The sequence below is a fragment of the Acidovorax sp. 69 genome (assembly GCF_002797445.1).
Classification (GTDB): Bacteria; Pseudomonadota; Gammaproteobacteria; order Burkholderiales; family Burkholderiaceae_C; genus Acidovorax.
On the sequence record NZ_PGEP01000001.1, the window covers coordinates 1,050,161 to 1,064,425 of the forward strand.

A 14,265-nucleotide genomic window follows, 5' to 3' on the forward strand; every position below is an offset into this window, starting at 1 on the left:
ATCCGCCGCCCTACGTCGCCTGCAAAGCCACCGGCCGCGCCAGTCGGCCGGCGTGCAACCAGGCGCGGCGCAGCACGGGGGGCGACCACGACTCCTCGGGGATCAGCAGCAGCCGTTGGGCACGCAGAGCCTTGCCCAGTGCAATCTGGCTGGTGAACACGGCCAGCGGAATCGCCAGCGCCAGGGGCAGGCCCACAGGCATCAGCCACAACAGGGCGCTGCTGTCGATCAGTGCCACACCCAGCGCCAGCAAGGCGATCACCACGCTCATCGGAGCCAGCTGGCGTGCAGCGTGGCGCCAGGGCACCGCATGGGCCTCGCGCGGGGGCGACTTCCATTCCAGTTTCAGGCCCGTGAGTGCAATCAGTACAAACAATGAGTGCGCGAGCATCCGCACGGGCGCCTGCAAAATAGCCATGACACTTTCCAGTGCCGCGCTTTTGAGCAGGCTCAAGGCACCGCCGTACTGCTTTTGCTCGCGGCGCATGAACACGGCGGCCACGCCCAGGATGCGCGGCAAAAACAGCAGGCACAACGTCCAGGCCCACAGGGCGAGCAGCTCGGCGGGCAGGATGTGCCAGTCGGCCACCAGCTTGGCGCCTGACAGCCACAGCGCCGTGCCCAGCGTCAGGAACGCCAGCCACAGGGGGGCCGACAGGTAGGCCATGGCGCCCGTCACAAACATCGAGCGGTGCACCGCGTGCAGGCCCGGCTCGGCCATCAGGCGTGCATTCTGCAGGTTGCCCTGGCACCAGCGGCGGTCGCGTTGCAGTTCGGCCAGCAGGTCGGGGGGTTGCTGTTCATAGCTGCCGATCAGGTCCGACACCAGCCACACGTGGTAGCCGGCGCGGCGCATCAGTGCGGCCTCGACAAAGTCGTGCGACAGGATGCCGCCCGCCAGACCACCCTTGCCCTGGATGGGCGCGAGGGCGCAGTGGTGCATGAAGGGTGCCACCCGGATGATCGCGTTGTGCCCCCAGTAGTGCGATTCACCCAGTTGCCAGAACTGCATGCCCAGCGTGAAGAGGCGGCCGGTGACGCGCGAGGCGAACTGCTGCGCACGGGCGTGCAGCGTGACGTGGCCGATGGCCTGGGTTGCCGTCTGGATGATGCCCGCCGTGGGGTTGGCTTCCATGAGCTTGGCCATCGAGACGATGCAGTCACCGCTCATCACGCTGTCGGCATCCAGCACCACCATGTAGCGGTAGTCCTTGCCCCAGCGACGGCAGAAATCCGCCACGTTGCCAGCCTTGCGGTGCGTGCGGCGGGTGCGCAAGCGGTAGTACACCTGCACCTGAGGCTGCTGGCTGTGCTCGGCCAGGGCGCTGCGCAGTTCTTCCCAAGCAGCGCGCTCGGCCCGGGCGATGGCGGGGTCGTAGCTGTCGGACAGTACAAACACGTCGAAGGTGGTGCCGTGCCCGGTGGCGGCCACGGACTCGCAGGTCGCCCGCAGCCCGGCAAACACCGTGGCCACGTCTTCATTGCAGATCGGCATGATGATCGCCGTGCGGGCCTCGGGCGCCAAGGTGTGCTCTGCGACGCTGCGCACCGACAGCGCATGTTTGTCGCCGCGCAGCATGACCCAACAGCCCATCAACCCGGTGAGGAAGCCTGTGACCACCCAGGCAGACAGCATCGCAAACAGCGCAATCTGGCCGTAGCCCAGCCAGGCACTTTCGTAGTCGGGTTGAACGCCTGCAAACAGCAAGCTGGCCAGGGCCGTGGTCAGAACCGTCAGCACGGCAAACGCCCAGCGGCGCCTTTGTGCAGCAGCTTGCCACGTCTGCGACGGCAGATCATCCTGGGGTGTCTTGGTGCCGCTGTGGGCGACTGTGCGTCTTGTCGCGCGCAGCAGCAGAGCCGTGCTCAGGCTGTTCCAGAAGCCGCGCCAGGGAATCGGCGCCATAGACCCTCGGTGCAGCGGGGGCGCGGTCACCGCGTTGGGGTGGCGCTCTTCGCGCACTGCACTGCGGCTGGTCGCGACCGGTCTTTGGTAAGAGGCGCCACGCCGCGCCACCACGGCAGGGGCGGGGCAGGCATGTGAGTGGCGGTCTCTGGGGCTTACTCGGGAAGAATGATGTGCGTCCATGTTTCACTCACAGCGTTGTTGTCGTGTTGGAGAAAAGCGCGCAGCTCGATCGGGCGACCGGCCTTCTGGCGCTGTACGCGAACGGTCATGCGCCACTGGTCAGTGGCGGGATTGCGGTAGACGATGTTTTCCAGCACCTTGCCGTTGGCATCGCTGGTCACCACGGCCTTCACCGTGGCGTCAGCGGGCAAAGCCTTGAGGGCGGGGCCGTCGAAATCGACCACGTACTGCGTCTGCTGGCGCAGGGCGGCAGCGGTCTCTTTGGTGTAGCCCATGCCGCGGCGCGATTGCGTCGCCCAGGCCCCGGGTGGCCTCTGCTGCTCATCGCCTTGCCAGCTCAGCTCATAGGCAAATTCCAGGGGCTGGCCGGGGGCTGGCATCTGGGCGGGCACCCAATACGCCACGATGTTGTCGTGCGTTTCGTCGGGGGTGTTGAGCTGCACCAGTTCGACCCGGCCTGCGCCCCAGTCGTGCAGTGGGCGCACCCAGGCGCTGGGGCGGCGCTCATAGCGGGCTTCCACATCCTCATAGTTCGACCATTGGCGGTCGCGCTGCATCAGGCCAAAGCCCTTGGGATTCTGGGTGGCAAACGAGGTGACCAGCGTCTGCTGGGGGTTTTGCAGCGGGCGCCAGAGCCATTCGCCCTCACCCGTGGCCATCATCAGCCCATCGGAGTCATGGACCTCGGGCCGAAAGTCGTCTTTGCGGGGCTGGTTCTCGCCAAAGAAAAACATGCTGGTCAACGGCGCAATGCCCAGCGTGGCGGTGGGTTTGCTGCCCGTGCTGGGCCGCACAAAAATACGGCTGCGCACGGTGGTGGTGGTCTGCGTGCCCGGCTGAATGTCGAAGCGGTAAGCGCCGGTGGCACGGGGCGAATCCAGCAGCGCATACACGGTGACCTGCGTGGACAAGGGATCGGGCCGCACCAGCCAGAACTCGGTGAAGCGTGGGAACTCTTCGCCACTGCCACCCACGGTGTCGATGGCCAGCCCGCGGGCCGACAGGCCGTACTGCTGGCCCTTGCCCAGTGCGCGGAAGTAACTTGCGCCCTGGAAGACCACCAGCTCATCCTTGTAGGCGCTGGAGTTGAGGTGGTTGTGCAGGCGAAAGCCCGCAAAGCCGAGGTCGCCCCAGGCCTCAGGCCGCACCTGGTTCTTGCCGTAGTCGAAGTCCGCGCGGCTGTAGCCGATGTGGCGCGCGCCCTGCGGCGTCACCTCGTTGATCAGCACTGGCTCCTTCTGGTACAGGCCCAGGTGGAAGAACATGGCCTCGAACGGCAACTTTTCGGCGCGCCACAGGGCACGGTCAGGACGCCAGCGGATGTCGCGCACCTGGTCGTAATTGAGTTTGGCGAGGTCGGCGGGGAGCGTGTCGCTGGATGCGCGATAAGGCTTCTCCGCACGTTCCCGGGCGAGGCGGGTGACGCTGTCGAAATCGAAGCTTTGGGCCTGTGCGGCGCCTGTCAACAGGGCGGCGGCCAGCACCATCAAGGCTTGGGGGCGGCGGCCGGTGATACGTAAACGATGAGAAAAAACAGCTGGCATGCTGAGACTAGGGCAAACCCTGTGCCAGCTTAAAAAAACTGTTTTAAATCAATGGCTTAAGTCATCAATTGCATGTAAGCAGTTGTGCGACCCGTGGATTGACGGGGAAACCCCGGGTTTTTGTCGCTGTATGGCGACAGCGGGGCTGGGCGCTAGAGAAAAACTGAATCAAATCAACGGACTAGTCGTGTCGCTCATCAGCGACGTCTTCGTTGTCCACAACATCGTTCTTGAAGTTTCCGGGGGTCAAGGCGTGCTTTTGCAGCAGCCGGTAGAACTCCGTGCGGTTGCGCTGCGCCAGGCGCGCCGCGTCGGCCACGTTGCCATCCGTCATCTTGAGCAGGCCCACCAGGTACTCGCGCTCAAACCTTTGCCGGGCCTCGGCAAAGCTCAGCACCTGGGTAGACGGCGTGCGCAACGCGCGCTGCACCAGCGTCAGGGGCACGAGCGGTGTGGTGGACAGGGCGCACACCTGCTCGACGACGTTGTAGAGCTGGCGCACATTGCCGGGCCAGGAGGCCTGGGTCAGAGCCTTGAGTGCCTCGGGCGCAAAGCCTGACAGGCGTTTGTCGTACTTGCGTGCCAGCTTGTCGAGAAAATGATTGGCCAGCAGTGCGATGTCTTCGCGCCGGTCTGCGAGCGTGGGCAGAGTCAGCGTGACCACATTGAGCCGGTAGTACAGGTCCTCGCGAAACTGGGCCGTGGTCATGGCCGCTTCCAGATCGCGGTGCGTGGCCGAGATGATGCGCACATCGATGGGAGTCGACTGGTTGGCCCCCACGGGGCGTACTGCGCGCTCTTGCAGCACCCGCAGCAGCTTCACCTGCAGGGCGGGCGGCATGTCGCCAATCTCGTCCAACAGCAAGGTGCCACCTTCCGCGGCCTGGAACAGCCCTTTGTGGTGGCTCACTGCATCGGTGAAAGCCCCTTTGATGTGGCCAAAAAGTTCGGATTCGAGCAAGGCCTCCGGAATGGCGCCGCAGTTGACGGCGACAAAAGGGTGGCGTGCTCGCGGACTGGCTCGGTGGATGGCCTGGGCCAACAGTTCTTTGCCTGAGCCGCTATCGCCCAGCAGCAGCACGCTGGCGTCCGACTGGGCCACCATGTAGGCCTCGGCCAGCAGGTCGGTCATGCGGGCCGAGCGGCTCACGATGTCGGCCCGCCAGGCCTCGTTGGCGTGGGCCTGGTGCACGGCGGGGGCGCTCAGGGCCAGGGCCTCAGCCACTTTTTCCAGCAGCTCTTTGCCGTCGTAGGGCTTGGTCAGGTAGGTGAAGACGCCACGCGATGTGGCCTCGACCGCATCGGGGATGGTGCCGTGCGCCGTGAGCAGAATCACCGGCAGCGAGGGGTGGCGTGCATGCACCTCATCAAACAGCGCCAGGCCATCCTTGCCGGGCAGGCGCACATCGCTCAGCACCAGCTGGGGCCGGGCCACGTCGAGCTGTGCCAGCGCAGCCTCGGCCGAGCCCACGGCCATGACCTCATGCCCAGCGGCCTTCAGCCGCAGCGATAGCAGGCGCAGCATGTCGGCATCGTCGTCCACCACCAGGATGCGGTGGGCGGGGCTGTGGGCGGTTGCAGGGCGCGTGGATGCGGTCATGGCGTGGTGCCTCAGGGTTTGGCGTTGCCATTGCCGTTGCTGCTGCCCACGCCACTGGCGGCAGCGCCGGGGGGGCTTGTGGCCGGTGCTGTGGCGGGGCGCGTGGTCAGGCTGCGTTCAATGGCGCGCACGGCCTCCAGGCGCTCGCTCAGCTGGTCGTTGCGGCGCTGGGCTTCGCGCAGTTGCTGGGCCTGGCGATCCAGTTGGTCTTCCAGGCGGCGCTGCTGGGTCAGGCGTGCCTCCAGCAGGCGGGCCAGCGGGTGCAGGTCTTGGGCGGCGGGGTTGGCCAGGGTGCGCTGCACCAGGCCCAGGGCGCGGGCGGTATCCGCGGGCTGGCGGGTTTGGGCCAGCACCAGCGCCAGGCGCAGGGCGCGGGAGGGCTTGCTCTCGTCCAGGTCCGACAGCCGGGCCGTCTCACGCGCCAGGTCGGTGGTGCTGGCGCCCAGGGTGCGGTCGGCATAGGCCAGGGTGTCGCGCAGCAGGTCTTTGGCCGCTGTGGTGGGCTCGTCGCTTTCGGTGGCCAGTGGCTCGGGCTGGGCCGTGGCAGGCTCTGCGGCCTCTACCGCGTGGGCTGCGGTCACCGGAGCCGCATTGGGCGGGGTGGGGGCTGTGGCGCAGCCTGCCAGCCAGGCAGCGCACAGGCATGAGGCGGTAAGGCCCCAACGGGCAGCCCAGTGCGCTGGGCGGTCAGTCGGCAGGGCGTGCGGTTCAGGAAGCATCAGGCAATTCGATTCGGAAAAAAGAGCGGGGGGCGTCGCCCGGCATCTGCAGCACCTGCACCCGCCCGCCGTGGGCGTGGATGTATTCCTGCACGATGGACAGCCCGATGCCGGTGCCGCGCACCGCGTTCTCAGGCTGGCGCTCGCCCCGGTAAAAGGGTTCAAACACATGGGCCCGGTCGGCGGGGGCCACGCCGGGGCCGTCGTCGGTCACATCCACCAGCACCTGGCCAGGCGCGCGCGACACGGCCAGATGCACGGTGCCTTGTTCGGGTGAGAAACGGATGGCGTTGGACAGCAGGTTGCCCATGGCTGAGGTGATTTTTTCTGCATCCAGCAGCAGCACGGTGCGCTCGCCGCTCACCTCCACCCGCAGGCTGCGGGCCTGCCATTGCAGGCGCTGGGCCTCGACCAGGTCTTCCAGCAGGGCGATCAGATCGGTCTCGCGCCGCTGCAACTGGCGGGCCTCGAAGGCGGCGGCGTTAAAGCGCAGCAGTGCCTCGATCTCGCTTTGCAGCACCAGGGTGTTCTGGTGCAGGATCTGCGTCACTTCTTTCTGGCCTTCGCTCAGTTCGCCGGTCACGCCGTCTTGCAGCAGGGCCACGCCCTCGCGCAGCGCAGCCAGCGGGGTTTTGAGCTCGTGCGAGACATGGCGCAAAAAGCGCGCCTTGTCGGCGTCCAGCTCCAGCAGCCGCAGGCGCAGCCACTCCAGTTGCTGGCCCACGCGGCGTACGTCGGCGGGGCCGGTGATGGCCACGGCTTGTTCCAGCTGGTTCTCGCCCAGGCGGCGAATGGCGCGCTCCAGCCGCTTGAAAGGGCGCGCCAGCCAGATGCCCAGCCACAGCGCTAACACCAGTGCCAGCACAATTGCGCCCACCAGTTGGTGCATCACAGTGCGGCGGCTGGCGTCTACCTGCGCTTGCAGCTCGCTGGCCTGGCGGGCATTGAGTTCTTGCACCGAGTGCGTGATGGCCCCGTGCAGGGTGTCGAGCGCTACAAACTCTTCGGCCACGCTGCGTTCGTTCTCCAGCGACTGCCAGGGCGGTGCGTTCAGCAAATCGTGCACGGTCTGCATGCGGGTCTGCCACTGCTGGGCTTGGGCGGGGGGCAGGCCTGCGTCGCTCAGCTGGCGCACGATGCCCTGGGCATCGACGGCCATGTCATCAAAGCTTTGGCGAAGGAGTGGGTCGTTCAGCACCAGCGATTGCCGGGCCGACCGCTCCATGGCTTGGCCACGCTGGTTCAGCGCCTGCGCGGCCACATTCAGCGCGGCCGCTTGGGCAGCGCTGGCCTGGCTTTGGCCCATCAGCGCTTCCAGGGTGAACACCGCGCGCAGGGCACTGGCGCCCAGCAGCCCCGCAATCAGCAAGAAGGCGAGCAGCAGCAGTTGCTGAAACGATGGGCCGTGCGGGCGAGCCTGCGGGTGGCTCGTGGGGTGTAGGGCCATGCGCCAGCGTGGAGGATCAGGCCGTGAGGGCTGCGCCCTCGCGCACCAGCACTTCGCCGCGCAAGGTGTAGGCCTTGGCCTCGGTGATGGTCACATCCACCATTTGCCCCACCAGGCGGGGCTGGCCCACAAAGTTGACCACGCGGTTGCACTCGGTGCGGCCCATCAGCTCGGTGGCATCGCGCTTGGAGGCGCCTTCCACCAGAATGCGCTGCACCGTGCCCACACGGCTTTCGCTGATGGACTTGATGTTGGCGTTGATGACGCCCTGCAGGTGCTGCAGGCGGCGCAGCTTCACGTCGTGCGGCGTGTCGTCGTGCAGGCCCGCAGCAGGCGTGCCAGGGCGGGGGCTGAAGATGAAGCTGAAGCTGTTGTCGAAGTGGATGTCGTCAATCAGCTTCATCATCTTGTTGAAGTCGTCTTCCGTCTCGCCCGGAAAGCCCACGATGAAGTCGCTGCTCATGGCCAGGTCGGGGCGGATGGCGCGCAGCTTGCGCACCGTGCTCTTGTATTCCATGGCGGTGTAGCCGCGCTTCATGGCCATCAAAATGCGGTCGCTGCCGTGCTGCACGGGCAGGTGCAAGTGGCTGGCCAGCTTGGGCAGCTTGGCGTAGGCCTCGATGAGCCGGGGCGTGAACTCGTTGGGGTGGCTGGTGGTGTAGCGAATGCGCTCAATGCCGGGGATGTCCGACACGTATTCGAGCAGCAGGGCAAAGTCGGCAATCTCGGCCGTGCCGCCCATCTTGCCCAGGTAGGCGTTCACGTTCTGGCCCAGCAGGGTGATTTCTTTCACGCCCTGGTCGGCCAGGCCCGCTACTTCGACCAGCACGTCGTCAAACGGGCGGCTCACTTCCTCGCCCCGGGTGTAGGGCACCACGCAGTAGCTGCAGTATTTGCTGCAGCCTTCCATGATCGACACAAAGGCCGAGGCACCTTCGACGCGCGCAGGCGGCAGGTGGTCGAACTTCTCGATCTCAGGGAAGCTGATGTCCACCTGCGGCTTGTTCAACTGCTCACGCTGGTTCAGCATCTCGGGCAGGCGGTGCAGGGTTTGCGGGCCAAACACCACGTCTACATAGGGGGCGCGCTTGATGATCTCGGCGCCTTCCTGGCTGGCCACACAGCCGCCCACGCCAATCTTCACGCCGCGTGCCTTCAGGTGCTTGATGCGGCCCAGGTCGCTGAAAACCTTTTCTTGTGCTTTTTCGCGCACCGAGCAGGTGTTGAAGAGGATGAGGTCGGCCTCTTCCACGTTCTGTGTGGGTTCGTAGCCTTGGGCGGCATGGAGCACGTCGGCCATCTTGTCCGAGTCGTACTCGTTCATCTGGCAGCCGAAGGTTTTGATAAAGACTTTTTTGGCCATGGCAATTTCGCAAATAGCAAACAAACACCGCTGCCGGCAGGGCGCGGAGAAGGGCTGTGAATGTCGCAAGGGCGCAGCCGTTCGGGCGCGCCTGGGATGATTTACTTCAGAACGGCGCCAGAGCCGGTCGTGATGTTGGTGGTGATGGTGTCGCTGCCCTTGCGTGGCTGTGCCGCCTCGCGCTCCGTCAGGATCCAGGCGGCATGCAACATGCCGGTGCTGTTCTCCAGCACGTAGTTGACCTTGAAGGTCTGGCCGAGCACCGAATGGGTCATGACCAGCGTGTTTTGGGGGCTGAACAGCCGCATGCCGGGGGCGATGCGGATGGCTTTGCCGTTGAGCACGGCGTCTGCTGTGTTCGAGAGGGTCAGTGTGCCGCGCAGTGCAGAGTCTGGGAACGGGCGCGTAAGGCCCAGTCCGGCCTGCACTTGTGCGGCGGCGGGCATCGCTATCGTCAGAAAACTACAGGCAAGCCCCGCAAGCAATGCGTGCCGAAAGCAATGGGGGAAAGGAGATCCAGTGGTGGTGCAGCGGTTCATGGTTTACATCCAGGGGCTGAAGACACGATTTTAGGGGAGACTGACGTTGACCATTCCCATAGGCCGTTGAGCAGGCCAGGCAGCAATGCCGTGCCCGAAAGAAAAAACCCACAGTGAGTTTCCGCACTGTGGGTTTTTATTTGGTGGTCGTAGGTGGACTTGAACCACCGACATCAGCATTATGAATGCTGCGCTCTAACCAACTGAGCTATACGACCGTTAGACCAAGATTATAGAACAAAAATTATTGGTGTGTGAAGTTCGCTGTGCGTTTGTTCATGAACGCGTCCATGCCTTCCTTCTGATCCCGGGTGGAGAACAGGGCGTGGAACAGGCGGCGCTCAAACATCACGCCATCCGACAGCGTGCCTTCAAAGGCGCGATTGACGGATTCCTTGGCGGCCATCACGGCCAACTGAGAGAAGCCTGCCACGATGATTGCGGCGCCCAAGGCTTCGTCCATGAGTTTGTCGTAGGGCACTACACGGCTGACCAGACCTGCACGTTCGGCTTCGGTGGCGTCCATCATGCGGCCCGTCAGGGCCATGTCCATGGCTTTCGACTTGCCCACGGCGCGGGGCAGGCGCTGCGTGCCACCCGCTCCAGGGATCACACCCAGCTTGATTTCGGGCTGTCCAAATCGGGCGTTGTCGGCGGCAATGATGAAGTCGCACATCATGGCCAGCTCACAGCCGCCACCCAGCGCAAAACCGCTCACGGCCGCGATGACCGGTTTGCGGATGGAGCGGATCGTTTCCCAGTTGCGGGTGATGTAGTCGCCCTTGTAGGTGTCTGCAAAGCTGTAATTGGCCATGGCGCCAATGTCGGCGCCTGCAGCAAATGCCTTTTCGCTGCCGGTGACGATCATGCAGCCGATCTTGTCATCCGCATCGAACGCCTTGAGGGCCGTGCCCAGCTCGTTCATCAACTGGTCGTTCAGCGCGTTGAGTTGCTTGGGGCGGCTGAGGGTGATGACGCCGACTTTGTCCGCTTCAATGCGGACCTCGATGGTTTCGTAGGCCATGGAATCTCCTGGGTTTATGGTTGGTGATGGCAGCGCAAGGAATATAACCAACCCGGCCCCCCGGCCCACGCGTTGGCACATGCGCGGCGTTCGGGTCGTCAGGCCAGCCAGCGTCCCAGGGCTGCCGCGTCGGTTGGGGTCAGGCTGATTGTGTCTGCCGTCGGGGTGGGCAAGCCGCTGGAGGCCCCTCGGAGCGTTCTGACCGGTTTTGGCGGCGGGGGCGCACCGGTCTTGTTTCGGGCAGGCAGTTCCAGGGGCAGCTGCAACAGGCGTCCATCCCGGGCGACCAGCGCCACCAATGCGGTCTCGGTGCCAGCGTAGAACGCGACGTCATCGAGCTTGTTGATGCGCCACCCCCGGTCTTGCACCTGCAACCCCAGCCATTCGTCCCCGGGTGTCATGCCCGCCTTCTCGGCGGCGCCGCCACGCAACACGGATTTGATCTGCACACTGTGATTTTCTGCCACGCGCAGGCCCAGCCGCTGGGCCAACTGGGGGGGCTCTGCCTTGAGGTTCACGCCATGGGCCGCGAGCAATTCGGCCAAGGGTAGTTCGGTGGTGCTGTGGACCCAGTGCCCCAGTTCGGTGTCCAAGGATCGGCCCGCCAACTCTTCAAGCACAGAGCGCAGGTCGGCTTCGGTCATCGGGCCGCCTGCCGTGCGGGCCCACAGGCCGCGCATCACGTCGTCGAGTGTGGTCTTACCCTCCTTGCGCAGGGTCAGGTCCAGGCACAGGGCCACCAGGGAGCCCTTGGTGTAGTAGCTCACCGTAGCGTTGGGGGTGTTTTCGTCCTGTCGATAGTATTTGACCCAGGCGTCATAGCTGGCCTGGGCGACCGTTTGAACAGTCCTTCCTGGGGTTTGCAGGACCTGGTTGATGGTCTTGGTGATCAGCTTCAAGTAGGTGGCGTCATCGATCAGCCCGGCACGGCGCAGCAGCAGATCGTCGTAGTAGCTGGTGAAACCTTCAAAGAACCACAGCAGTTCTGTGTAGTTTTCCTGGGTGTAGTCGTAGGCGGTGAATTCGGCGGGGCGCAGGCGCTTGACGTTCCAGGTGTGGAAGTATTCGTGGCTGATAAGCCCGAGCAGCGTGGTGTAGCCGTCGGTCGCCCGGCTTTCCTCATGGCGCGGGAGGTCGCGGCGGCCACAGATCAGAGCGGTGGAGTTGCGGTGCTCCAGACCTCCGTACCCATCTGCAACAGCATTGAGCATGAACAGGTAGTTTTTGAAGGGCGCCTTGCTCCCCCCCTTGTGCCAGAAGCGGACGGCGGCCTCGCAAATTTTCTGGGTGTCGGCCAGCAACCGTTTGCCGTCAAAGGATGGCGCCGCGCCTGCCACCACAAACTGATGGGGGATGCCACCTGCCTTGAAGCGACCGACCCAGAATGCACCCATTTCCACAGGGCAATCCACGAGTTCGTCATAGTCTGTAGCGCTGTACAGGCCGAACCCCTTCTTGTCGGCGGCTACTGCGCGCAGTCCTGTGGCCACCGACCATTGCACCGTCGCGGCAGTGCTGACGATTTCAAGTGTGTGCTGCCGCTTTTCCTGTCCATGCACCCGCAGGCACAGGCTGGTCCCGTTGAAAAAACCGCGTGAGGCGTCCAGCCATGCCGTGCGCACTGAGCTGTCATAGGCGCACACGGTGTAGGTCAGCTCCAAGGGCTTGCCTGGCGCGCAGTCGGCCTGCCAGCGATGTTTGTCGCGCTGGGTCAGTGTGATCCCACGCTTACCCTGGCGGGCCTTCAGTTCTTGCAGGTTTTTTGAGAACTCCCGCACCAGGTAGCTGCCTGGAATCCATACCGGCAAGGACACTTCCTGCTCTGCCGCCGGATGGGCAACGGTCAGGGACACCGTGAACAGATGGGCGTGAAGGTCTGACGGCTCGATGCGGTAGTGAACGTCAGCAGGTGGAGTTTTGCGGGCAGATGGCATAAGCGCTGGCGGGATGGGGCGTCAACAACGAACAAGCGGGGCTCAGTTCGTTCCCGATTCGCTGCTGGCCTCCGCCAGACGTTTTTCAACCTCCTGAGCGCCGATCGCACCCGGCACGCGGGTCCCATTGGTGAAGATCAGCGTAGGGGTTCCGGTGATCTTGTGCTTTTTTCCGAACGCCAGGTTGCGTTGCAGTGCGCTGGTGTCGCAGCTGGCTGCAGTCGCGGGTTTGTCGCGCACCATCTGGTCTTGCCAGGCGCCGGCCTTGTCTTTGGAGCACCAGATATTGCGCGATTTTTCGGCCGAGTCAGGGCTCAGGATGGGATAGAGGAACAGATAAACGGTGACGTTGTTCACCTGTTGCATGTCACGCTCAAACCGCTTGCAGTATCCGCAGTTGGGGTCTTCAAAGACCGCGACCTTGCGTTTGCCGTCACCACGCACGATGGTCACGGCATCTTTCAGGGGGAGTTCAGAAAAATTGACGGCCGTCAGCTTGTTGATACGGTCCTCGGTCAAATTGCGACGCGCCTTGGTGTCAATGAGTTCGCCCTGGATCACGTAGTTGCCCTTGGCATCGGTGTAGAACAGGTCCGTGCCAATGCGCACTTCGTACAGCCCTGCCATGGGCGTGGAGCGTACTTCGTCGATCTTGTCCATCTGGGGAATGCGCTCGGCAAGCGCCTTGCGGATGTCCGACTCCTGAGCCGTGGCACTCAGGCCCAGGGTCATGGCGGCGATGGTCAGCAGGCTGGTGGTCAGTTTCATGGTGTTCTCGTTCAATCAATGCCTCACAGGGAGCAGGCGCTCCCATGCGTGTGTCTTCAGTGCATTCCCATGGCCCGGCGGGCCACAAAATCTTTCAAAGCGCCACTGCGCTCAAACCCCTTCATGCCCCAGTTGCGCAATGCTTGCCAGGGCGCCTCCTGGCGTGCGAACAACTGCTGCAGTCCGTCCGTGGCCAGGCCCATGGCCGTCAGGGCCGCTTTGCGCTCCCGTTCATAGCGTCGCAGCAACCGCAGGTCGGCTACGCTGCGCCAGTAGTCACGCGTGCGCAAAACCTCGGCCAAAGCCTGCACATCGGCCAGCCCCAGATTCAGTCCTTGCCCCGCCAACGGGTGCACGTTATGGGCGGCATCACCTGCAAGAACCCAACTGCGGGGAGCGCTCCCGTCGGAGGGGCTGGCTCCGCACCAGCGGTCTGCCTTGGCCAGTTGCAGGGGCCAGGCGGCTCGCTCGGAGCACAGCGTTAGCGTGCCCAGGGCCTGCTGGCTGGCGGTCTGAAGCGCTTGAGAGAATTCTTTGGGGGACAGGGCCATCAGCGGAGCCACTTGCTCCTGTAAGACGGACCACACAACAGCCACGGAGTTCCCCAGCGGGCCGTCCAGGGGCAAAAATGCCAGGATGCCATTTGGCAGAAACCATTGGCGTGCCACCTGCCCATGGGGGTGTTCGCACTGCACTCGGGTGGCAATGGCGTGCTGGGCGTAGGGCGTCACTTGAAAATCCACGCCGAATTCCGACCGCGTACTGCTGGCCCGGCCCTCACACACGACCGTCAGCGGGGCTGCCACAGTGGCTTCCACCACCTCCACCTGCGGTTGAAAACGCACAGCCTCCGCGAGACGGGCTTCCAGGGCCGGTACATCGACGATCCAGGCCAGTGCGTCCACACCCTGCCGGTCCGCGTCAAACACCACGGCGCCACCTTGATCACCCAGAACCTGCATTTGTTTGACAGCCGTTGCATGTTGGGCATCGGGCCAACTGCGCAGGGATTCAAGCATCTGGCGCGATGCAGTGTTCAAGGCATAGGCCCTCACGTCGGCCGATACGGCGTGTGGGGGCGGTGGGGCGGGCACCAGGGCCACTTTCAGTCGTTCTCGCGCCAGCAGCAGTGCCAAGGTCCTGCCCACAATGCCGGTGCCACGAATACAGATATCAAAGGTTTGGGCCATGACGGCCATTGTAGGAGGGGTCCAACGCCCTGCTGGCGCAGGGCAAAA

At 64.3% G+C, this 14,265-nt stretch carries 11 protein-coding genes and 1 tRNA gene; all 12 read right to left on the reverse strand.

Translation table 11 applies throughout. The features are described 5' to 3' along the window. Positions 1 to 10: 10 nt before the first annotated feature. The 12 genes from mdoH to CLU85_RS04920 all read right to left on the reverse strand — a co-directional run bounded on the left by mdoH (position 11) and on the right by CLU85_RS04920 (position 14,217). The gene (gene mdoH, locus CLU85_RS04865; protein WP_100409299.1) at positions 11 to 2,089 is read right to left on the reverse strand and encodes a glucans biosynthesis glucosyltransferase MdoH; all 2,079 of its coding nucleotides are present in this window, start codon (positions 2,087 to 2,089) and stop codon (positions 11 to 13) included. After that, positions 2,062 to 3,576 carry a glucan biosynthesis protein G gene (locus tag CLU85_RS04870; RefSeq protein ID WP_100409300.1) on the reverse strand — a complete coding sequence of 505 codons (1,515 nt, stop codon included), beginning with the start codon at positions 3,574 to 3,576 and terminating at the stop codon, positions 2,062 to 2,064. Before CLU85_RS04870 ends, mdoH begins: the two co-directional genes overlap by 28 nt. 238 nt (positions 3,577 to 3,814) lie before the next feature. Continuing rightward, complete coding sequence (locus CLU85_RS04875) at positions 3,815 to 5,233, reverse strand: sigma 54-interacting transcriptional regulator (protein WP_100409301.1); 1,419 nt, start codon at positions 5,231 to 5,233, stop codon at positions 3,815 to 3,817. Between the two features lie 11 nt (positions 5,234 to 5,244). Beyond that, the gene (locus CLU85_RS23260; protein ID WP_232727731.1) at positions 5,245 to 5,952 is read right to left on the reverse strand and encodes a hypothetical protein; all 708 of its coding nucleotides are present in this window, start codon (positions 5,950 to 5,952) and stop codon (positions 5,245 to 5,247) included. After that, positions 5,942 to 7,399, reverse strand: coding sequence for a HAMP domain-containing sensor histidine kinase (locus CLU85_RS04885; RefSeq protein WP_100409302.1), 1,458 nt, complete (start codon positions 7,397 to 7,399; stop codon positions 5,942 to 5,944). The genes CLU85_RS23260 and CLU85_RS04885 overlap by 11 nt, the downstream gene beginning before the upstream one ends. 16 nt (positions 7,400 to 7,415) lie before the next feature. Beyond that, positions 7,416 to 8,762: a tRNA (N6-isopentenyl adenosine(37)-C2)-methylthiotransferase MiaB gene (miaB, locus tag CLU85_RS04890; RefSeq protein ID WP_100409303.1), complete on the reverse strand. Its 1,347-nt coding sequence runs from the start codon at positions 8,760 to 8,762 to the stop codon at positions 7,416 to 7,418. Between the two features lie 101 nt (positions 8,763 to 8,863). Then, positions 8,864 to 9,301, reverse strand: a complete 438-nt coding sequence (locus tag CLU85_RS04895; RefSeq protein ID WP_100409304.1) for a hypothetical protein — start codon at positions 9,299 to 9,301, stop codon at positions 8,864 to 8,866. A 141-nt stretch (positions 9,302 to 9,442) separates the two neighbouring features. Then, positions 9,443 to 9,519: transfer RNA gene (locus tag CLU85_RS04900), tRNA-Met, on the reverse strand. A gap of 26 nt (positions 9,520 to 9,545) precedes the next feature. Beyond that, positions 9,546 to 10,325 (reverse strand): enoyl-CoA hydratase, encoded by a 780-nt coding sequence (locus CLU85_RS04905; protein WP_100409305.1) that lies wholly within the window; start codon positions 10,323 to 10,325, stop codon positions 9,546 to 9,548. A gap of 98 nt (positions 10,326 to 10,423) precedes the next feature. Continuing rightward, complete coding sequence (locus tag CLU85_RS04910; RefSeq protein ID WP_100409306.1) at positions 10,424 to 12,259, reverse strand: M61 family metallopeptidase; 1,836 nt, start codon at positions 12,257 to 12,259, stop codon at positions 10,424 to 10,426. Between the two features lie 42 nt (positions 12,260 to 12,301). Beyond that, positions 12,302 to 13,027 carry a DsbC family protein gene (locus CLU85_RS04915; protein ID WP_100409307.1) on the reverse strand — a complete coding sequence of 242 codons (726 nt, stop codon included), beginning with the start codon at positions 13,025 to 13,027 and terminating at the stop codon, positions 12,302 to 12,304. Between the two features lie 56 nt (positions 13,028 to 13,083). Then, a complete protein-coding gene (locus CLU85_RS04920) occupies positions 13,084 to 14,217 on the reverse strand; it encodes an FAD-dependent monooxygenase (protein ID WP_100412378.1) in 1,134 nt (377 codons plus the stop codon). Positions 14,218 to 14,265 lie beyond the last annotated feature (48 nt).

Bases quoted from the DNA above. Each gene is read 5' to 3' on its own strand.
- CLU85_RS04915 (WP_100409307.1), bottom strand. From the start codon at position 13,027: ATGAAACTGACCACCAGCCTGCTGACCATCGCCGCCATGACCCTGGGC.
- miaB (WP_100409303.1), bottom strand. From the start codon at position 8,762: ATGGCCAAAAAAGTCTTTATCAAAACCTTCGGCTGCCAGATGAACGAG.
- CLU85_RS04905 (WP_100409305.1), bottom strand. From the start codon at position 10,325: ATGGCCTACGAAACCATCGAGGTCCGCATTGAAGCGGACAAAGTCGGC.
- CLU85_RS04910 (WP_100409306.1), bottom strand. From the start codon at position 12,259: ATGCCATCTGCCCGCAAAACTCCACCTGCTGACGTTCACTACCGCATC.
- CLU85_RS04885 (WP_100409302.1), bottom strand. From the start codon at position 7,399: ATGGCCCTACACCCCACGAGCCACCCGCAGGCTCGCCCGCACGGCCCA.
- mdoH (WP_100409299.1), bottom strand. From the start codon at position 2,089: ATGGACGCACATCATTCTTCCCGAGTAAGCCCCAGAGACCGCCACTCA.
- CLU85_RS04870 (WP_100409300.1), bottom strand. From the start codon at position 3,576: ATGGTGCTGGCCGCCGCCCTGTTGACAGGCGCCGCACAGGCCCAAAGC.
- CLU85_RS23260 (WP_232727731.1), bottom strand. From the start codon at position 5,952: ATGCTTCCTGAACCGCACGCCCTGCCGACTGACCGCCCAGCGCACTGG.
- CLU85_RS04920 (WP_100412378.1), bottom strand. From the start codon at position 14,217: ATGGCCCAAACCTTTGATATCTGTATTCGTGGCACCGGCATTGTGGGC.
- CLU85_RS04895 (WP_100409304.1), bottom strand. From the start codon at position 9,301: ATGAACCGCTGCACCACCACTGGATCTCCTTTCCCCCATTGCTTTCGG.
- CLU85_RS04875 (WP_100409301.1), bottom strand. From the start codon at position 5,233: ATGACCGCATCCACGCGCCCTGCAACCGCCCACAGCCCCGCCCACCGC.